The following is a 19,852-nucleotide window of genomic DNA, read 5'->3' as shown; positions in this document are numbered from 1 at the left end:
TGAGTGCGGGCAGCGGGAGGGAGAAGAGTCGAATGGAAAATACGAATTGGCATCGGCTGTCGGAAGAAGAGCTGCTGGCCCGGCTCGGCTGCTCGCCGGAAAGCGGGCTGGCTCCGGACGAGGCGGCGAGGCGGCTCGCGGAGCATGGCCGCAACGAGCTGTCGGAGGGCGAGAAGCTGTCGCCGGCCAAGCTGTTCCTGAATCAGTTCAAGGACTTCATGGTGCTCGTGCTGATCGGCGCGACGCTGATTTCCGGCCTGCTCGGCGAATACCTCGACGCGATCACCATTTTGGCGATCATCGTCATCAACGCCGTGCTCGGCTTCATCCAGGAGTTCCGCGCGGAGCGCTCGCTGCGGGCGCTCAAGGAGCTGTCGGCGCCGACGGCGCATGCGCTGAGGGGAGGGAGCATCGTCTCCGTGGCGGCGAGCGAGCTCGTGCCGGGAGATATCGTGCTGCTGCAGAGCGGAGATCGCGTGCCGGCCGACCTGCGGCTGCTGAGCGCGCACGGCTGCCAGGCTGAGGAATCCGCCCTGACCGGCGAGTCCGTGCCGGTATCGAAGCATGCCGATCCGATCGACGAGGACGATCTGCCGCTCGGCGACCGGCGCAACATGGCCTTCCTCGGCACGCTGCTGACCGGCGGCACCGCGCGCGGCGTCGTCGTGCGCACGGGGATGGGCACGGAGATGGGCAAGATCGCCGACCTCATCCAGCAGACGGAGGAAATGGAGACGCCGCTGCAGCGCCGGCTCGAGCAGCTCGGCAAGATTCTGATCGTCGTCGCGCTCGGCCTGACCGTCATGGTCGTCGTCGCCGGCATCCTGCACGGCCAGCCGGCCTACGGCATGTTCCTGGCGGGCGTCAGCCTCGCGGTGGCGGCCATCCCGGAAGGGCTGCCCGCGATCGTCACCGTCGCGCTCGCGCTCGGCGTGCAGCGGATGATCCGGCGCAAGGCGATCGTGCGCAAGCTGCCTTCGGTCGAGACGCTCGGCTGCGCGTCGGTCATCTGCTCCGACAAGACCGGCACGCTGACGCAGAACAAGATGACGGTGACCCGGGTATGGACCGGCAGCCGCGAGCTGGAGGTGACCGGCGAGGGCTATGTGCCTCAGGGAGGCTGCTTCGACGGCGGCAAGCCGGTCGAGGCCAAGGACGACGCGTCGCTGCGGCGCGTGCTGCAAATAGCGGCGCTGTGCAACAACGCCGTGCTGCAGCGGGCGGCCGAGCCGGCCGCTGCGGTCCGCTCGAGCGCGCCGGAGCCGGAGGAGGCGTGGGAGCTGAAGGGCGATCCGACGGAAGGCGCGCTCGTCGTGCTGGCGGCGAAGATGGGCCTTTCCGCCTCCTCCTTGGAAGGGCTGTACAAGCGGGAGCAGGAGTTCCCGTTCGACTCGGAGCGCAAGCGCATGTCGGTCGTCGTCAGCCATCAGGGCGGCCGCCTCGCCTGCGTCAAGGGCGCGCCCGATCTGCTGCTGGAGCGCTGCACGTACATCCTCTGGGACGGCAAGGTCGTGCCGTTCACCGGCACGCTCCGCACGAAGGTGCAGCAGGCGCAGGAAGCGATGGCGCAGTCGGCGCTGCGCGTGCTCGGCCTCGCCTATCGCGAGCTCAAGCCGCACGAGAGCTGCGAGACGGCGGAGGAGGCGGAATGCCAGCTCGTCTTCGCCGGCCTCGCCGGCATGATCGACCCGCCGCGCCGCGAGGTGCAGGGCGCGATCGCGACCTGCCGCCGCGCCGGCATCAAGACGGTGATGATTACCGGAGACCATCAGCTGACGGCCGAGGCGATCGCCGCGCAGCTCGGCATCATGCCTCGAGGCGGGCTGTCGGTCAGCGGGCGCGAGCTCGCCGCGATGTCGGACGAGGAGCTCGACAAGGTCGTCGACAACATCTACGTCTACGCCCGCGTCTCTCCGGAGCACAAGCTGCGCATCGTCAAGTCGCTGCAGCGCAAGGGCCATGTCGTGGCGATGACCGGCGACGGCGTGAACGACGCGCCGGCGATCAAGGCGGCCGACATCGGCATCGCGATGGGCATCTCGGGCACCGACGTGTCCAAGGAGGCGTCCTCGCTCGTGCTCGGCGACGACAATTTCGCCAGCATCGTGTCGGCGATCGAGGAAGGGCGCAGCATCTACGAGAACATCCGCAAGTTCATCCGCTACCTGCTCGCCTCCAACGTCGGCGAGATCCTGACGATGTTCCTCGCGATGATGGCGGGCCTGCCACTGCCGCTGCTGCCGATCCAGATCCTGTGGGTGAATCTCGTCACCGACGGACTGCCGGCGATGGCGCTCGGCGTCGACCAGGCGGAGAACGACCTGATGACGCAGAAGCCGCGTTCGGCGCGCGAGAGCATCTTCGCCCGGCGGCTCGGCTGGAAGATCGTCAGCCGCGGCATCCTGATCGGAGTCTGCACGCTCGGCGCGTTCTGGATCACGCTGAGGAGCGCTCCGGAGGGAGCGGCCGGCCTTGCCCTGGCGCAGACCGTCGCGTTCGTCACGCTCGTCATGGCGCAGCTGATCCATGTGTTCGACTGCCGCAGCTCGCGCTCGATCTTCCATCGCAACATCCTGCAGAACAAGTACCTCGTGCTCGCCGTGCTCTCGTCGCTCGGCCTCATGCTGGCCGTCCTGTACGTGCCTGCCTTGCAGCCGATCTTCAAGACGGTGCCGATCGGACTGCGCGAATGGTGCCTCTCGCTCGTCGCCGCCGGCATCCCGACGTTCGTCATGGGCATCGGCAGCGTGCTCGGCTCGTCCAAGAAGCGCAAGCCGAAGTCGCGCATCAGCTACACGAGCGGCGGCAGCCAGCCTTCGCTCCGCTGACCATCGGCCGCTCCTCTGGGCTCCGCTCCGCGCGGACGCTCGGGGGAGCGGCTTTTTCGATGGACAGGAAAGGCGAAGCGACAGATTCTCCTGAGCTTGCTTGCCTCGGAACGAAACTCGCCTCTCCGCCGGAGGACGGAGAATGCCGGTTCGCCTTGCTTAAAAGTGCAAATCTTCGACGCATTTGGGAATAGCGTGGCGGACCCGGATGAGCTATGCTAAAGAAATCGTCAACAGGCGGCGTTGCCGCCGTTCCCTACCTTTACTTCCACCATTCAAGGAGCGTGCATAGAGATGCAATTCACCAAAATGAACGGACTCGGAAACGACTTCATCGTCGTCTACGGCGAGCGCGACCTGCCGGCCGGCGTGGACAAGCTGGCGGTGGAGCTGTGCAACCGCTACTTCGGCATCGGCGCCGACGGGCTCGTCTACATCCTGCCGTCGGAGCGCGCGGACTTCCGCATGCGCATCATCAACTCGGACGGCTCCGAGGCGGAGCAGTGCGGCAACGCGATCCGCTGCGTCGCCAAGTACGTCTACGACCACGGCCATGCCGACAAGGAGTCGCTGACGATCGAGACGCTCGGCGCCGGCGTGCAGCAGGTCGAGCTGACGACTCGGGACGGCAAGGTCGAGCTCGTGCGCGTCGACATGGGCGAGCCGATCCTGAGCGGCCTGCAGGTGCCGACGACGATCGACGCCGAGCGCGTCGTCTCCCACCCGATCGAAGCGGGCGGGCGCGAGTTCCGCTTCACCGCCGTCTCCATGGGCAACCCGCATGCGGTCATCTATGTCGACGACGCGGCTTCGTTCGACCTTGCCGAGTGGGGCCCCAAGCTGGAGACGCATCCGATGTTCCCGCGCAAGACGAACGTCGAGTTCGTCACGGTGAACAGCCGCGAGCAGGCGGACATGCGCGTCTGGGAGCGCGGAGCGGGTCCGACGCTCGCCTGCGGCACCGGCGCTTGCGCTACGCTCGTCTCCTCCGTGCTGAACGGCCTCACCGACCGCAAGGCGGTCGTCTCCCTCAAGGGCGGCGACCTGCATATCGAGTGGAGCGAGAGCGACAATCATGTGTACATGACCGGTCCGGCGGCGGAAGTGTTCCGCGGCGAGCTGTAAGGGCGCTGGCAAGCGGGCCAGCCGGCGGACGCCTCGCGCGAGCCGACAGGCAGCTGCGGCCGAATGAACAAAACCCCCTTCGTCTTCGCAGGAAGACGGAGGGGGTTTCTTGCGTCCTGCGGCGATGAGAAGCCCACGCAGGCGGCTCCCGAAAAAGCTCAGCTCCCGGCCCGCGCCGCGGCGGCTTCCGCCGCCGCGCTCGGCCCGGACTCCAGGTAGGCGATGCCGAGCCCGCCGGTAACCGGGTTCTCGTAGATCCGGCAGTCCACTTCGAACACCTCGGAGATGATCTCGCGGGTGAGGACGCTGCGGGGAGGCCCTTCGGCGTAGATGCGGCCTTGCTTGACGAGATAGAGATGATCGCAGTAGGCCGCGGCCAGCTCCAGGTCGTGCAGCGCCGCCAGGACGCCGATGCCGAGCGACTTCACGAGCGAGAGGATCTGCAGCTGGTACTTGATGTCCAGATGGTTGGTCGGCTCGTCCAGGACGAGGAAGCGGGGCTGCTGGGCCAAGGCGCGGGCGAGGACGACCCGCTGCTTCTCGCCGCCGGACAAGGAAAGGAAGCTGCGTCCGGCCATCGGCAGCATGCCGACCGTGAGCAGCGCCTCCTCTACGAGGCGCTCGTCTTCCGCGCTGTCCGCGTCCAGCAGCTTCTTATGCGGCGTCCGGCCCATCATGACCATCTCGCGCACGGTGAAGTCGAAGCTGAGCTCGTTGAACTGGCCGACGACGCCCATCATGCGGGCGACGGTCTTGGGCGAGGCGCGGAGCACGTCGGCGCCGCCGAGGACGACGCTGCCGGCGGACGGCTGCACGACCTTGTAGATGCTCTTGAGCAGGGTCGACTTGCCGCAGCCGTTCGGCCCGATCAGGCCGACGAAGCGGCCGTCCTCGACGCGGAGGCTTACGCTTTTCACGATGTCGGCGCGCGCCAGCGTTACGGATACGTCGTTCACATCGAGCTGCATGTCATTTCCCTCCGAACTCGTAGCCTTTTTTGATGAGCATGTACATGAACAGCGGGGCCCCGATCAGCGCCGTGATGATGCCGATCGGCAGCTCGACCTTCGGGATGGCGGTGCGGGCGATGATGTCGGTCCAGATCAGGAACAGTCCGCCCGCCCAGATCGACAGCGGCAGCAGCCGGCGGTGGTCCGAGCCGACGGCGGCCCGGACCATGTGCGGGATGATCAGGCCGACAAAGCCGATCATCCCGCAGCTCGAGACGAGGACGCCGGTCAGCAGCGCCGTGGCGATCAGATAGAAGCGGCGATACCGGTTGAGGTTGACGCCGAGCGTGACGGCCGCCTCCTCGCCAAGCAGCATCGTATTGAGGATGCGCGACTGCAGCAGGAAGAACAGCGCCGCCAGCAGCACCGCCGCCGCGACGAGCGGGAGGCGGTCCCATTTGGCCGCCGCGAGGCTGCCCATCGTCCAGAAGGTGACGGTGCGGATGCCCTCCGTGTTGTTGGCGAAATAGATGATGGAATTGGCGAACGCCGTGCAGAGCGCATGGATGACCATGCCCGACAGCACGAGCTTGGCGGAGGTCATCCGGCTGCCGATGCCGGACAGGGCGAGCACGAGCACGGAAGCGCCGATCGCGCCGGCGAACGCCCAGAAGGCGAGGCCGAGCTGTCCGAGCACGCCTCCGGCTCCGAAGCCGATCATGATGGAGAAGGTGGCGCCGAGCGAGGCGCCCGACGAGATGCCGAGAATGTACGGATCGGCGAGCGGATTCTGGACGGACGCCTGCATGATCGTGCCGCACAGGCTGAGTCCGGCTCCGACGAGGAGCGCGAGCAGCACGCGGGGAAAGCGGATCGTCCAGATGATGTTGGCGTTCGGCCCGCTCAGGATGTCGGCGGAATCGCCGAAGGTCAGGCCGAACAAGCGATGGGCGAGAATCTGGAACGACTGTCCGAGCGGGACGTCGACCTGTCCGAGCGAGACGGCGATGCCGATGGACAGCAGCGTGAAGCCGGCGAGCAGCAGCTGCAGCAGGGCGAAGCCGGCCTTGCCGGAAGGCAAGGCGGCGAAGCGGCGTTTGGGAACGGCAGAGGGCATGGACAAGCGGATCGATCCTTTCTCCAGAAGCGATAGACTCGGGATGAAGCTATCTATCGAGAGTAAATGAGAACGATTATCGTTGTCAACATTAGAAAAAAGAGTTGACAAGGGGAGTCTCCGAGGCGAAAATGATAATCATTCTCAATAAACTCACGACAAAAGGGGTCTATTCATGAACGCTGCCACATCCGTTTCCGCCCGCTTCAAAGCCGGCTCCATCCTGCTCGCGACATTGCTGCTGTCCGCCTGCTCGGCGAACGGGGGCAACGCTCCCGCCTCTTCGGCCTCGCCGTCTCCATCCTCGGCTCCGCCGGCGGCCTCCGCGTCTCCGTCGCCGGCCGCCGCCAAGACGGCGTATCCGCTGACGATCCAGAACTTCACGCTGAAAGCGGAGGGCGGAGAGTGGGAGGCCAAGGATCAGACCTTCGACAAGGCGCCCGAGCGCGTCGTCGTCAATACGCAGCCGATCGCCGAGCTGATGATCAAGCTGGGTCTCGCGGACAAGCTGGTCGGCGTCGCCGCCCTCTACGGGGAGCTGGATCCGGAGGTGGCCGAGGCGTTCGCCAAGGTGCCGGTGCTGTCCAAGGATTATGTGAGCAAGGAGCCGGTCGTGGCGGCCGATCCGGATCTGGTCATGGGCCGCGGCGGCCTGTTCGCCGACGCGGACTGGGGCGTAGGCACGGTGGACGGCCTCAACGAGCTCGGCATCAACACCTTCGTGAACACGACGAGCATCAAGGGCGCGACGCTGGACAGCCTTTACGACGATGTCGACAAGATCGGACAGATCTTCGATGTCCAGGAAAGCGCGGCCGCCCATGTGGCGAAGCTGAAGGCCCATGCGGAGTCGATCAAGCAGGCGTATGCCGCGCAGGACGAGCTGACCTTCGCCTTCGCCTCCGATCCGGGAGAGGGCGCGATCGCTCCGTACAGCGGCATCACCGATACGTTCCAGGCCGACGCGCTGAGCCTGCTCAAGCTGAAGAACGGCTTTGCCGACATGCCTTCGGACGAGGCCAGCGTCGAGGAGCTCGTCGCCTTGAACCCCGACGTGCTGCTCGTGACGATCTACACGGGCTCGCCGGCCAAGGAGAAGACGCTCGAGTCGTTCTACGCCAACGAGGCGCTCAAGGACATCTCCGCCATCAAGAACAAGCGCGTCTACTTCATCGACTTCAACGCGTACTGGGGCTACGGCGACCAGATCTTCGCCGCCGTCGAGAAGCTCGGCAAGGAGCTTCATCCGTAATCGCCAAGCGCGTGGCGCGGCGCATCTGCTTTGTCGGCCCTCTCCCCATGCGGGAGAGGGCTTTTCCGCTTTTTGCGGCTGTCCCGCCAATAGCCGAAAAAGCGCGCGAATCGCCCTTTCGCTCCGGATTTCGCATTGTGCCTTGTTCGCGGACCGATTATCGATTAGAATAGGTACACGAATGCCCGCCCGGCCGCAGCCGGAGCGGACAGGGCAAGCGGGAGCGGGCTGCCCGCGAGCGGCGGCCGGAGTTTGGGCCGTGGAATTTGTGTCAACACTAGTTGCAATGGTTCTGCCCATTGCCAGAGGATGGACCTGGAGACAGGCGTCCGATCCTGTTCCATATCGTCCGGAGGGAGAACCTGACATGGCTATCAAGCTCATCAATATCGGCTTCGGGAACATCGTATCGGCGAACCGGATCATCTCGATCGTCAGCCCGGAATCGGCGCCGATCAAGAGGATCATCCAGGAGGCGCGCGACCGCCACATGCTGATCGACGCGACCTACGGCAGGCGTACTCGCGCGGTCATCATCACGGACAGCGATCATGTCATCCTGTCGGCAGTCCAGCCGGAGACGGTCGCGCACCGTCTGTCCGCCAAGGACGACGATCACGACGAATAATAGCGGGGAGTACTATGAACAAGGGATTATTGATTGTATTGTCCGGCCCTTCGGGAGTCGGCAAGGGCACGGTCTGCTCGGTGCTCCGCCACAAGATGCCGGAGCTCGTCTACTCCGTCTCGGCCACGACGCGCTCGCCGCGCCAGGGCGAGACGGACGGCATCAACTATTTCTTCAAGTCGCGCGACCAGTTCCAGGAGATGATCGCGCGCGGAGCCATGCTGGAGCACGCGGAGTACGTCGGCAACTACTACGGCACGCCGCGCGATTTCGTCGAGCAGACGATCAACAGCGGCAAGGACATCATCCTCGAGATCGAGGTGCAGGGGGCGCTCAAGGTCAAGGAGACGTTCCCGCAGGGCGTCTTCATTTTCCTGATGCCGCCTTCGCTCGACGTGCTCAAGCAGCGCATCGTCGGCCGCGGCACCGAGAGCCAGGACGTGATCGACTCGCGCATGTCGGTCGCCGCCGAGGAGATCGGACTCATCCGCTACTATGACTACGCGGTCGTCAACGACGAGATCGAGGCTGCCTGCCACCGCATCCAGAGCATCGTCACGGCCGAGCACTGCCGCAAGGAGCGCTTCCTCGCCAATCTGCCGGAGACCGTGAAGACCGCCGCATCCGAAAAAGCCTGAACGGAGTGATTCGAACGATGTTGTATCCATCCATTGACGAAATGATGAAGAAGGTCGACAGCAAGTACTCTCTGGTCGTTGCGGCAAGCCGCCGCGCGCGCTCCCTGCGCGACGGAGAGAAGAGCGAGCTCAAAGGGGCCAAGTCCCATAAGCAGGTCGGCGTCGCTCTCGAGGAGATCTACCACGATCTTCTGCAGGTCGAGCAGCGCAACGAGGACTAGCCGGCTTTCGGATCGGTCCGCCTGGCCACTCGGCCCGGCGGAGCCAGCAGCCGCATAGCGCATGAATTAACAACCCTTGCGGTTGTTATTTTTTTATCGCCAGGCAAAACAGGCAGATAGCAGAAAGGAGCTGCGGACATGCTACGCGGCAAAACGATCCTACTCGGCGTCACCGGCGGCATCGCCGCCTACAAGGCGGCCGCCTTGTGCAGCAAGCTCGTGCAGAAGGGCGCCGAGGTCCATGTCATCATGACGGAATCGGCGGTCCGCTTCATCGCGCCGCTCACGCTGCAGACGCTCTCGCGCCACCCGGTGCATCTCGATACGTTCGACGAGAAGGATCCTGCCGTCGTGACGCACATCGACCTCGCGGACCGAGCCGACCTCATCCTGATCGCGCCGGCGACGGCGAATTCGCTGGCCAAGCTGGCCGCAGGGCTCGCCGACGACATGCTGTCGACGACGCTGCTCGCGGCGACGGCGCCGATCATCGCCGCGCCTGCGATGAACGTGCACATGTACGAGCATCCGGCGACGGTCGCCAACATGGAGACGCTCGGCCGGCGGGGCGTGCGCTTCCTCGATCCGGGCACGGGCCAGCTGGCCTGCGGCTATGTCGCCAAGGGACGGCTCGCCGAGCCGGAGGAGATCGTGCTCGCGGTCGAGAAGTTCTTCGCCTCGCGGACGCTGCTGGCCGGCAAGCGGCTGCTCGTCACGGCCGGCGGCACGGTGGAGCGCTTCGATCCGGTGCGCTACCTGACCAATGATTCCTCCGGCAAGATGGGCTTCGCGATCGCGGAGGCGGCACGCGACATGGGCGCCGAGGTGACGGTCGTCGCCGCCCGCACGGACGTGCCGGCGCCCGGCGGGGTGGAGCTCGTGCGCGTCGAGTCGGCGGAGCAGATGCTGGAGGCGGTGCTGTCCCGCTACGCGGAGGCGGACATCGTCGTCAAGGCTGCCGCCGTCGCCGACTACCGGCCGGTCGAGCGCCATGCCTCCAAGCTCAAGAAGTCGGCCGGCACGCTCACGCTGGAGCTGGAAAAAACGACGGACATCCTGGCGGAGCTCGGCCGCCGCAAAAGCGGCCAGTTCCTCGTCGGCTTCGCGGCGGAGACCGAGCGGCTGGCGGAGCATGCGATGGACAAGCTGCGCCGCAAAAACTGCGATCTGATCGTCGCCAACGACGTGACGATGGAAGGCGCGGGCTTCGGCGGCGACACGAACGCGGTGCAGGTGTTCGACCGTGACGGCGCGGCGCTTTCGCTGCCGGTGCTGAGCAAGCGCGAGACGGCCGAAAGGCTGCTCGGACTCGTCGCCTCGCGGCTCGGAGGCGCGTCGCCGGAGGGCTCGCGATGAGCCGCGTCGCCGGCGTCATCGTCGACGTGCCGAGCCGCAGCACGGACCGGCCGTTCAGCTATGCCGTGCCGGCGGACATGCGGGCGTGGATCGAGCCCGGCAGCCGCGTCGGCGTGCCGTTCGCCGGCCGCACGCTGCAAGGGTTCGTCGTCAGCCTGGCGGACGAGCCTCCGGCCGAAGGCCCGGCCAAGCTCAAGCCGATCGCGGAGCTGCTCGATCCGCTGCCGCCGCTGCTGCCGGATCTGGTGGAGCTGGCGCGGTGGATCAGCGAGAAATATTGCTGCACATGGACGGCGGCGCTGCAGGCGATGGTGCCTTCGGCGATCAAGGGCAAGGCGGAGCGGCATCTGCGGCTGGCAGACGGCGCGGACGAGCCGGCTGCCGAAGCTGCGGCCGAGTCGGCTGCGGCGCGGTCCGATGTCGGCCGGCCGGAGGCGTTTTGGGCCATGCCGGGAGAGGCGGCTCCGGAGCTACCGCCGTCCGAGACGCTGCCGCAGGAGCTCGTCCGGGAGCTGCGCCGCCACGGCAGCCTGAAGCTGGAAGCGGCGCGGCAGCGATGGCCGGAGGCGGGCGGCGCGATCAAGCGCGCGCTCGCGCAAGGCGTGCTGATCGAGGAGACGTCGATCCGCGACCGCATCGGCGTGCGCACGCAGCTCACCGTCTATCCGCCGCTGGACCGCGAAGCGGCGCAGGCGGCGCTGGAGGCGCTGCCCGGCACGGCCAAGCGGCAGAAGGAGCTGCTCCTCTACGTGCTCGCGCTCGAAGGGCCGGTGACGCTGCAGGCGATGCTGGCCGACACCGGCGCCAGCGCCTCGTCGGCCAAGGCTTTGGCGGACAAGGGCTACATCCTCGTCGAGGAGGCGGAGCAGCAGCGCGACCCGTACGCCGGACGCGAGTTCCGCCGCTCCGAGCCGCTGCCGCTGACGGACGCGCAGCGCGAGGTATTCGTGCGCATCCGGGATGCGGTGGAGCGGACGGCTCCCGCGACGTTCCTGCTGCAGGGAGTGACCGGCAGCGGCAAGACCGAGATCTACATGCAGTCCATCCAGCGCGCGCTGGAGCTCGGCCGCGAGGCGATCGTGCTCGTGCCCGAGATCTCGCTGACGCCGCAGATGGTCGAGCGCTTCAAGGGCCGCTTCGGCGACGAGGTGGCCGTCCTGCACAGCCGCCTCTCGAGCGGCGAGCGCTACGACGAGTGGCGGCGCATCCGCCGCGGCGGCGCCAAGGTGGCGATCGGGGCGCGCTCGGCGGTGTTCGCTCCGTTTGCCCGGCTCGGCCTCATCGTCATCGACGAGGAGCATGAGTCGAGCTACAAGCAGGAGGAGACGCCCAAATACCACGCCCGGGACGTCGCCGTGCAGCGGGCCCGCCAGCACGGCGCCGTCGTCGTGCTCGGCTCGGCGACGCCGTCGCTGGAGACGTACGCGGCCGCGGCGCGGGACGGGGCGGGCGGCGCGCTGCTGCGCCTGTCCGAGCGCGCCGTCGCCAGCTCTCTTCCGCCCGTGACGGTGACCGACATGCGCGACGAGCTCAAGAGCGGCAACCGCTCCATGTTCAGCCGCGCGCTGCACGAGGCGCTGCAGGCGCGGCTCGAGCGCGGCGAGCAGTCGGTGCTGCTGCTGAACCGGCGCGGCTACTCGACGTTCGTCATTTGCCGCTCCTGCGGCTATACGGCGCTCTGCCCGCACTGCGACATCTCGCTCACCTACCACCAAAAGACGCGGGCGATGCGCTGCCATTACTGCGGCCATGCGGAGCTCGCGCCGAGCGCCTGCCCGTCCTGCGAGAGCGAGCAGATCCGCTATTTCGGCGCGGGCACGCAAAAGGTCGAGGAGGAGCTGGCCAAGCTGTTCCCCGGCATCCGCGTCATCCGCATGGACGTCGACACGACGACGGAGAAGAACGCGCATGAAAAATGGCTCAAGCTGTTCGGCGAGCGCAAGGCCGACGTGCTGCTCGGCACGCAGATGGTCGCCAAAGGGCTCGACTTCCCTTATGTGACGCTCGTCGGCGTCATCGCGGCGGATACGTCGCTCAACCTGCCCGACTTCCGGGCGGCGGAGCGGACGTTCCAGCTGCTGACGCAGGTGGCCGGGCGCGCGGGGCGCCATCATCTGCCGGGAGAGGTCATCATCCAGACATACAACCCGGAGCATTATGCGGTCATCGCCTCGCAGCGGCATGACTACGAAGGCTTCGTCGCGGAAGAGATGAAGCATCGCCGGATGATGGGCTATCCGCCGTTCTGCCGGCTCATCCTCGTGACGATGTCCCATGAGCAGCTCGCGACGCTGTCGGCGGCGAGCGATCGCTTCGCCCGCCGGCTGATCGAGCTGGCCGGCCAGCGCGGCGTGCTGCAGCCGCTGCACGGCAGCGGCGCGCGGGCGCTTGAGCTGCTCGGTCCGGTCGCCTCGCCGATTTCCCGCATCAAGGACCGGTACCGGTTCCAGTGCATGGTCAAATACCGCGGAGCGGTGCCGGCCGCCGAGCTCGTCTCGGAGGCGATCCGGCAGGCCGAGGCCGAGGCGCCGCGCAGCGGCGTGCTGTTCAGCGTCGATGTCGATCCGCATATGATTTTATAACGTTCGATTTCATCCAAGGAAGGTGCATGCCTCATGGCAATCCGTCTTATCGTACAAAATCCCGACCCCGTCCTGCGCGAGGTCGCCAAGGAAGTCACGAAGTTCAACGCCAACCTGCACAAGCTGCTGGACAATATGGCCGATACGATGTACCACGCCGAAGGCGTCGGACTCGCCGCGCCGCAGATCGGCATCTCCAAGCGCGTCATCGTCGTCGATGTCGGAGACGACAACGGGCTGATCGAGATGGTGAACCCGGAGATCGTCGAGCGCGAGGGCGAGCAGTTCGGTCCGGAGGGCTGCCTGAGCATCCAGAACCTGAACGGCGACGTGCGCCGGGCGAACAAAATCCGCGTGCGCGGCCAGAACCGCGACGGCGAGACGTTCGAGCTGGAGGCGGAAGGCTTCCTCGCGCGGGCGTTCCAGCATGAGGTGGACCATCTGAACGGCATCCTGTTCATCGACCTCGCGGAAGAGCTGTACGACGGCTCCGCGCGCGACCGCCGCGAAGGCGAGGAGTGAGGCCGATGCGCGTCGTATTCATGGGCACGCCGGAGTTCGCCGTGCCTTCGCTGCATTGGCTGATGGGCGAGGAGGCGAAAGCGCTCGGCGTCGAGGTCGTCGGCGTCGTCTCCCAGCCCGACCGTCCGAAGGGACGCAAGAAGGAGCTGGCGCCGACGCCGGTCAAGGCGGCCGCGCTGGAGTACGGGCTGCCCGTGCTGCAGCCGGAGCGGCTGCGCCGCGCGGAAGCGGTCGAGGAGCTGAAGGGGCTTGCGCCGGAGCTGATCGTGACGGCGGCGTACGGCCAGATCCTGCCGCTGTCGGTGCTGGAGATGCCGCGCCTGGGCTGCATCAACGTGCACGGCTCGCTGCTGCCGAAGTACCGGGGCGGAGCGCCGATCCAGCGTTCGATCATGAACGGCGAGGACAAGACGGGCGTGACGATCATGTACATGGCCGAAGGGCTCGACACGGGCGACATGATCAGCCGCGTCGAGGTGCCGATCACGGACGCCGACGACTCCGGCACGATGTTCGCCAAGCTGAGCGAGGCCGGCGCGCGGCTGCTCGCCGAGACGCTGCCGGATCTGCTTGAGGGACGAGCTCCGCGCGTGCCGCAGGATGACTCGCAGGCGACGCATGCGCCGAACCTGACGCGCGAGGACGAGCGCCTCGACTGGACGCGCGGCGCGCGCGAGCTGTGGCGGCAGGTGCGCGGCCTGTCGCCGATGGCCGGCGGCTTCACGCTGCTCGGCGGCGAGCCGTTCAAGGTGCGCGCCTGCGCGCCCGAGGACAAGCCCGGGCCGGCAGGCGCGGCGCCGGGGCAGGTGCTGGATGCCGGGGCGGACGGCATCCGCGTCATGACCGGCAGCGGCGTGCTGCGGCTGACGGAAATTCAGCCGGCCGGCAAGCGGGCGATGCCCGCTGCCGAATGGCTCAAGGGTGCCCGGCTCGCAGCGGGCACCGTGCTCGGCGCGCCCGCGGCGGAGCCGGCGCGGCAGACGCGGCCGCCGGCGAAGGCGGCCGCCGATGAGCGGCGGCCCGCAAGGCGGCCGCCGCCAGGGCGCGGCGCCGGGCAAAGCCGGCGCCGCAGGCGCGTCCCGCCGGGGCGCTGCCCCCGGCGGCAAGCCGCGCGCCGCGCAGCCGGCGGCGCGGAGGCGCCGCAGCGCGCGCGAGCTCGCGCTGGACGCGCTCGTCCGCGTCGCGACGAGCGGCGCGTACAGCAACCTGCAGCTGCATCACGCGCTGCAGGAGGCCGAGCTGTCGCGCGCCGACGCCGGGCTCGCGACCGAGCTCGTCTACGGCACGCTGCAGCGGCAGCTGACGCTCGACCGCTGGCTGCGCCAATTCGTGGCCAAAGGCTTCGCCAAGCTGGAGCCATGGGTGCTGTCGCTGCTGCGGATGAGCCTGTACCAGCTCGTCTACCTCGACCGCGTGCCGCCTCATGCGGCGGTCAACGAGGCGGTCGAGATCGGCCGCCGCCGCGGACATGCCGGCATCGCGGGCATGCTGAACGGCGTGCTGCGCAGCGCCGTCCGCCAGCTGCCGCAGCTCAAGGCGGAGGACTTTGCCTCCGAGCCGGATGCCGCGCGGCGGCTGTCGCTGCGCCACTCCTATCCGGAATGGCTGGCCGAGCGCTGGATCGCGGCATACGGCGAGGACACCGCCGAGGCGATGATGAGCGCCGGCAACGAGGCGCCGCAGGGCAGCCTGCGCGTCAACCGGCTGCGGCTCTCGCCGCAGCAGGCGCTGGAGCGGCTGCGGCAGGCGGGGCTCGACGCCCGTCCGTCCGCCGCCGCCCCATGGGCGGGCGTCGTCGTCGACCGCGGCGGCAATCTGGCCGGCACGGACGGCTATACGGAGGGGCTCTGGTCGATCCAGGACGAGAGCTCGATGATCGTCGCCGCCGCGGCCGCGCCTCAGCCCGGCTTCCGCGTGCTCGACTGCTGCGCCGCTCCGGGCGGCAAGTCGGCGCATCTCGGCGAGCTGATGGACGGGCGCGGCGAGATCGTCGCCAACGACCTGCATCCGCATAAAAAGGCGCTCGTCGAAAGCCAGGCCGCCCGCCTCGGCCTCGGCCTCATCCATGCGGTCGCCGGCGATGCGGCGGAGCTGCCGGAGCATTTCGCGCCCGGCTCGTTCGATCTCGTGCTGCTCGACGCTCCATGCTCCGGCCTCGGCGTCATCCGCCGCAAGCCGGAAATCAAATGGACCAAGTCGCCGGCCGACATCGAGGCCATCGCCGCGGTCCAGGAGCGTCTGCTGGACGCGGCGGCCGAGCTCGTGAAGCCCGGCGGCACGCTGCTTTACAGCACCTGCACGATCGCCGGCGAGGAGAACTCCGCTCAGATCGCTTCCTTCCTGGAGCGGCATCCGGCGTTCGCGCTCGATCCGGCCGGCTGGCCGGAGTCCGTGCTCGCTCCTTTGCGCGCCGCCGGCATCGGCGACGCGAATGCCGGCCGCTTCGACGGCTCGCTGCAGCTGCTGCCGCATCATTTCGGCAGCGACGGCTTCTATATCGCCCGCTTGCGCCGGGGAGATCACCGCTAGCCTTCCTCGCTCCGACCGTCGGAGCGAGGTTTTTTTGCGCGCCTGAGGCCGCGCGCCGGCGCCGCAGCCGGCGCTTTCCGCGCTCGCGAACCGGTTCGTGAGCGCTTTTTCATTGGCGCCTCGGAGCGGTTTATATTAAACTATCGTAAAAGGAAAGCTCGCGAAGACCGCTTACAGGAGAAGATGCGCATGAAGAGCAAGTTCCGCCGGAGCATCCGATATTTGTCCACGCTGCTCGGCCTTTACGGTTTCGGCATGATCATTCATTTCTATATCCAGGCCTCGGCGCTCGGCTTCGACGCCGGCGCCGCCTGGGACTGGGCGGCCGGACAGCTGCCGATGTTCTTTTGGGGCAGCACGTTTTTCTTTTTCCTGCTGTGCGGGGCGGCGGCCTTGTTCCGCAACGTGTACGGAGGCTCGCTGCTCGTCGGCGCCGTCGCCGGCCTGACCGGCCTGGCCGTCTACGAAAAGATGAAAGCGACCGGGGAACCGTTGTTCCCTTGGGATCTCATGCAGCTGAAGAACATGTCCGAGATGGTCTCGATGGCCGACGGCCTGTTCTCGCCGGTCGTGCTCATCCTCACCGCGCTCGTGCTGGCCGGCCTCGGCTGGCTCATCTTCAAGCTTCCGAAGCTGCGTTTTCCGCTCGTGCTGCGCGTCGCGCTCGCCGCCGCGTCGATCACGGCGGTCGCGCTGTTCGTGCAGACCGCAGGGGGCAAATATCCGGCGCTGCTCGACAAGCTCAGCTACCAGAACATTTTCTGGGATCAAAAGGCGAACTACCGCTACAACGGGTTCGTGCTGGCCTTCGCCTCCAACCTGAACCAGACGCTGATCGACGAGCCGGAAGGCTACGGGAGGGAGGCGGTGGAGGCCATCGCGGAGCGCTACGGCTCGCTGCCCGAGGCTCCGCCGGCGGCATCGCCGTCCGAGCCTCCGAACATCGTGTTCGTCATGAACGAGGCGCTGTTCGACGCGACGCGGCTGACGGAATACAAGCTCGCCGAGGATCCGCTGCCGTTTTGGCATGGCGCGCAGCAGTCCCGGCCGTCCGGCTACGTCCTTTCCCCCGAATTCGGCGGCAGCACGGCGAACGTCGAGTTCGAGGCGCTGACGGGGCTGTCGATGTCGCTGCTTCATGACGGCGCGGTGCCGTTCCAGCAAAATCTGACGAAGCAGACGGATCTGCCCTCGGTCGTGAGCATCCTCAAGAGCCGGGGCTACGACGCGCTCGCTCTCCACCCGTACGACAAGACGTTCTACAGCCGCAACCAGGTCTATCCGATGCTGGGCTTCGAGCGGTTCATCGGGCAGGACGACATGAAAAACCGCGAGTGGCTCGGCTCGCGCAGCTATTTGTCCGATATGGCGGCGATGAAGGAAGCGGCGCAGGAGCTGGAGAAGGCGGACGGCAAGCCGCTGTTCCTGCATCTGGTCACGATGCAGAACCATTACCCGTATACGAACAAGGAGATCCACGGCGGCAACTCGATCGAGGCCGAAGGCGTCGATCCGGCGCTGAAGGACCAGCTGGAGACGTACGTCGAGGGCATCAAGCAGACGGACGGCGCGCTCCGCTACCTGAACGAAGCGATCCAGAAGCTGGATCGGCCGACGCTCGTCGTGCTCTGGGGCGACCATCTGCCGGGGCTTCCGGCGAAAATTTACGAGGATGCCGGCTGGACTGACGAGCGCCTGCGCCATGAGACGCCGCTGCTGCTGCTGGCGAACTACGAGCTCGGACGCGAGCCGCTCGGGACGATCAGTCCGTCGTTCGCCGGACCGCTCGCGCTGCGTTATGCGGGACTTCCGCAGCCGGCTTTCTACAAGCTGCTCGAGGCGGTGCGGCAGCAGCTGCCCGGCCTCGGCAAGAAGGTGACGCTGGGCGCCGGAGGCGCGGCGCTCGACAAGGCGGCGCTGACGGAGGAGCAGCAGCGCCTGCTGGACGACTACCGCATGATCCAGTTCGACCTGCTCGAAGGCCAGGGGTACGCCAAGGAGCTGCTGTTCGGGGAAGGAAGCTAAGGCGGGAGCAAGGATGGACGGAGCGGCGGCTCCGTCCTTTCTTGTTGCGCCGGGCCGCCTCGAGCCGGCTCCTTCCGCCCGTCCTCGCGCGGGCGGCCAGCGGCAGCGAGGCCGGGCTAGGCATGGCTGTGGTCTTGGAATGGACGTTTGTGGTAAACTAGAGCGACGAGCGTCCTGCGGAGGCAGTGCCGGACGGCGCTCCAAGAACGATGAAATGAGATGAAGCATTGAGATGAAAGCATTCGATCAGCCTTATATCGTGGAAACACCCTTTATATATGACTATTCCCTGGAGCAGCTGCAGGACTGGATGAAGGAGCAGGAAGAGCCTGCGTTCCGAGCCGGACAGCTGTTCGACTGGCTCTACGTCAAGCGCGTCTCCTCGTTCGACGAGATGACGAACCTGCCCAAGCCGCTGCGGGACAAGCTGGCGGCCTCGTTCCAGTTCATCACGCTGAACGAGATCACCCGCTTCGAGTCCAAGGACGGCACGGTCAAGTTCCTGTTCGGCCTGCATGACAGCCATGCGATCGAGACGGTCATCATGCGCCACAACTACGGCAACAGCGTCTGCGTCACGACGCAGGTCGGCTGCCGGATCGGCTGCACGTTCTGCGCGTCGACGCTGGGCGGCCTCAAGCGCAACCTGACCTCGGGCGAGATCGTCGCGCAGGTCGTCAAGGCGCAGCAGATGCTCGATCCGGAAGGGCAGCGCGTCTCGAGCATCGTCATCATGGGCTCCGGCGAGCCGTTCGAGAACTACGAGGCGACGATGGCGTTCCTGCGCATGATGATCCATCCCAAGGGACTGAACATCGGCCAGCGCCACATCACCGTCTCCACGAGCGGCATCGTGCCGAGCATGTACAAGTTCACCGAGGAGAACACGCAGATCAACCTCGCGATCTCGATCCATGCCCCGAACGACGAGCTGCGCTCCAAGCTGATGCCGGTCAACCGCCGCTACCCGTTCCAGGAGGTCATCGACGCCTGCCGCAACTACATCGCCAAGACCGGGCGCCGGATCACGTTCGAGTACGCGCTCATCGGCGGCACGAACGATCGTCCCGAGCATGCGCAGGAGCTGGCCGAGGTGCTGCAGGGCATGCTTTGCCACGTCAACCTCATCCCGGTCAACCACGTGCCGGAGCGCAAGTACGTCCGCACGCCTCGGGAGGATATTTTCGAGTTCCAGCGCATTCTTGAGAAAAACGGCATCAACGCGACGATCCGTCGCGAGCAGGGCCATGACATCGCCGCGGCCTGCGGGCAGCTCCGCGCGAAACATATGGAACTAACGTAACGAGGTGACGGGATGTTGACAGTGAACCGCAGTGATATCGGCCGCATCCGGATGGCCAACGAGGATCGTTCCTGGGCGGGCGTGACGGCCGGAGGGCTGACGCTCGCGATCGTAGCCGACGGCATGGGCGGCCATCAGGCCGGCGACGTCGCCAGCCAGCTCGCCGTGGACGCGTTCCGCGAGGCGATGGAGCCGCTCCCGGCAGGCGTGTCCGCAGACGAGGCGGGCCGCATGCTGCAGGAGGCGATCCGGCGCGCCAACGAGGTCGTGTACGACATGGCTTCCCGCAACGAGCAGTACCACAACATGGGCACGACGGTCGTCGCGGCCCTGTTCGTCGAGGAGACCCGGCTCATCCTCGGCCATATCGGCGACAGCCGCGCGTACCGGATCTCGGAGCAGGGCATCGCCCAGCTGACCGAGGACCATACGCTCGTCAACGAGCTCGTGCGCTCCGGCCAGATCAGCTTCGAGGAGGCCGCCCATCATCCGCGCCGCAACGTCCTGACGCGGGCGCTCGGCACCGACGAGGAGGTCGAGCTGGACGTGCGCATGCTCGACTGGCAGCCGGGCGACATCCTGCTGCTGTGCAGCGACGGCCTGAGCGGCATGCTCGACGACAGCGAGCTGCTCCAGGTCGCGGGAGACGCCGGCGAGAGCCTCGAGGCCAAGGCGGACCGCCTCATCTCGCTGGCGCTCGCCGCCGGCGGAGACGACAATATCACGGTAGTCCTGATGCAATCCGGAGCCGCAACGGACGGGGAGGAGTGAGGACT

The 19,852-nt window shown here is 67.0% G+C and carries 15 protein-coding genes and 1 pseudogene; 14 read left to right on the top strand and 2 right to left on the bottom strand.

What is annotated here, in order from left to right:
* The first annotated feature begins 32 nt into the window (after positions 1-32).
* Entirely contained in the window at positions 33-2,828 is a 2,796-nt protein-coding gene (locus tag GE073_RS15115) for a calcium-translocating P-type ATPase, SERCA-type (RefSeq protein ID WP_153783782.1), read from the top strand.
* Between the two features lie 294 nt (positions 2,829-3,122).
* Positions 3,123-3,953: a diaminopimelate epimerase gene (gene dapF / locus GE073_RS15110; protein ID WP_028596901.1), complete on the top strand. Its 831-nt coding sequence runs from the start codon at positions 3,123-3,125 to the stop codon at positions 3,951-3,953.
* Between the two features lie 158 nt (positions 3,954-4,111).
* Here dapF and GE073_RS15105 read toward each other — a convergent pair whose 3' ends face one another.
* Together GE073_RS15105 and GE073_RS15100 are read right to left on the bottom strand one after the other, a co-directional pair.
* The gene (locus GE073_RS15105) at positions 4,112-4,921 is read right to left on the bottom strand and encodes an ABC transporter ATP-binding protein (protein WP_153783781.1); all 810 of its coding nucleotides are present in this window, start codon (positions 4,919-4,921) and stop codon (positions 4,112-4,114) included.
* 1 nt (position 4,922) lies between these two features.
* A complete protein-coding gene (locus GE073_RS15100; protein WP_153784750.1) occupies positions 4,923-6,020 on the bottom strand; it encodes a FecCD family ABC transporter permease in 1,098 nt (365 codons plus the stop codon).
* Between the two features lie 175 nt (positions 6,021-6,195).
* Here GE073_RS15100 and GE073_RS15095 point away from each other — a divergent pair, with 175 nt between their 5' ends.
* From GE073_RS15095 to GE073_RS15040, 12 genes and pseudogenes are all read left to right on the top strand, one after another.
* Positions 6,196-7,272 carry an ABC transporter substrate-binding protein gene (locus tag GE073_RS15095; RefSeq protein ID WP_153783780.1) on the top strand — a complete coding sequence of 359 codons (1,077 nt, stop codon included), beginning with the start codon at positions 6,196-6,198 and terminating at the stop codon, positions 7,270-7,272.
* A 367-nt stretch (positions 7,273-7,639) separates the two neighbouring features.
* Positions 7,640-7,900, top strand: a complete 261-nt coding sequence (gene remA, locus GE073_RS15090) for an extracellular matrix/biofilm regulator RemA (RefSeq protein WP_006036475.1) — start codon at positions 7,640-7,642, stop codon at positions 7,898-7,900.
* A 14-nt stretch (positions 7,901-7,914) separates the two neighbouring features.
* The gene (gene gmk / locus GE073_RS15085; RefSeq protein ID WP_043110725.1) at positions 7,915-8,538 is read left to right on the top strand and encodes a guanylate kinase; all 624 of its coding nucleotides are present in this window, start codon (positions 7,915-7,917) and stop codon (positions 8,536-8,538) included.
* Between the two features lie 17 nt (positions 8,539-8,555).
* Positions 8,556-8,759: a DNA-directed RNA polymerase subunit omega gene (gene rpoZ / locus GE073_RS15080; RefSeq protein ID WP_028596897.1), complete on the top strand. Its 204-nt coding sequence runs from the start codon at positions 8,556-8,558 to the stop codon at positions 8,757-8,759.
* Between the two features lie 138 nt (positions 8,760-8,897).
* Positions 8,898-10,115: a bifunctional phosphopantothenoylcysteine decarboxylase/phosphopantothenate--cysteine ligase CoaBC gene (gene coaBC, locus GE073_RS15075; RefSeq protein ID WP_153783779.1), complete on the top strand. Its 1,218-nt coding sequence runs from the start codon at positions 8,898-8,900 to the stop codon at positions 10,113-10,115.
* Positions 10,112-12,697, top strand: coding sequence for a primosomal protein N' (gene priA / locus GE073_RS15070; RefSeq protein ID WP_153783778.1), 2,586 nt, complete (start codon positions 10,112-10,114; stop codon positions 12,695-12,697). The genes coaBC and priA overlap by 4 nt, the downstream gene beginning before the upstream one ends.
* Before the next feature lie 33 nt (positions 12,698-12,730).
* Positions 12,731-13,219 carry a peptide deformylase gene (gene def, locus GE073_RS15065; RefSeq protein WP_028596894.1) on the top strand — a complete coding sequence of 163 codons (489 nt, stop codon included), beginning with the start codon at positions 12,731-12,733 and terminating at the stop codon, positions 13,217-13,219.
* Positions 13,220-13,224: 5 nt separating this feature from the next.
* Positions 13,225-14,172 (top strand): annotated as a pseudogene (gene fmt, locus GE073_RS15060) (methionyl-tRNA formyltransferase); the annotation flags it as partial.
* Positions 14,173-14,227: 55 nt separating this feature from the next.
* Positions 14,228-15,748: a 16S rRNA (cytosine(967)-C(5))-methyltransferase RsmB gene (gene rsmB / locus GE073_RS15055; RefSeq protein ID WP_153783777.1), complete on the top strand. Its 1,521-nt coding sequence runs from the start codon at positions 14,228-14,230 to the stop codon at positions 15,746-15,748.
* A gap of 189 nt (positions 15,749-15,937) precedes the next feature.
* Positions 15,938-17,773: an LTA synthase family protein gene (locus GE073_RS15050; protein ID WP_164820190.1), complete on the top strand. Its 1,836-nt coding sequence runs from the start codon at positions 15,938-15,940 to the stop codon at positions 17,771-17,773.
* A gap of 232 nt (positions 17,774-18,005) precedes the next feature.
* On the top strand, positions 18,006-19,076 hold the full coding sequence (rlmN, locus tag GE073_RS15045; protein ID WP_153783776.1) for a dual-specificity RNA methyltransferase RlmN: 1,071 nt from the start codon (positions 18,006-18,008) through the stop codon (positions 19,074-19,076).
* A gap of 12 nt (positions 19,077-19,088) precedes the next feature.
* Positions 19,089-19,847 (top strand): Stp1/IreP family PP2C-type Ser/Thr phosphatase, encoded by a 759-nt coding sequence (locus GE073_RS15040; protein ID WP_153783775.1) that lies wholly within the window; start codon positions 19,089-19,091, stop codon positions 19,845-19,847.
* Positions 19,848-19,852 lie beyond the last annotated feature (5 nt).

The organism is Paenibacillus sp. B01 (assembly GCF_009649995.1).
In the GTDB taxonomy this organism is placed as follows: domain Bacteria; phylum Bacillota; class Bacilli; order Paenibacillales; family Paenibacillaceae; genus Paenibacillus_O; species Paenibacillus_O pasadenensis.
This window is presented reverse-complemented; position numbering and strand designations above follow the sequence as displayed.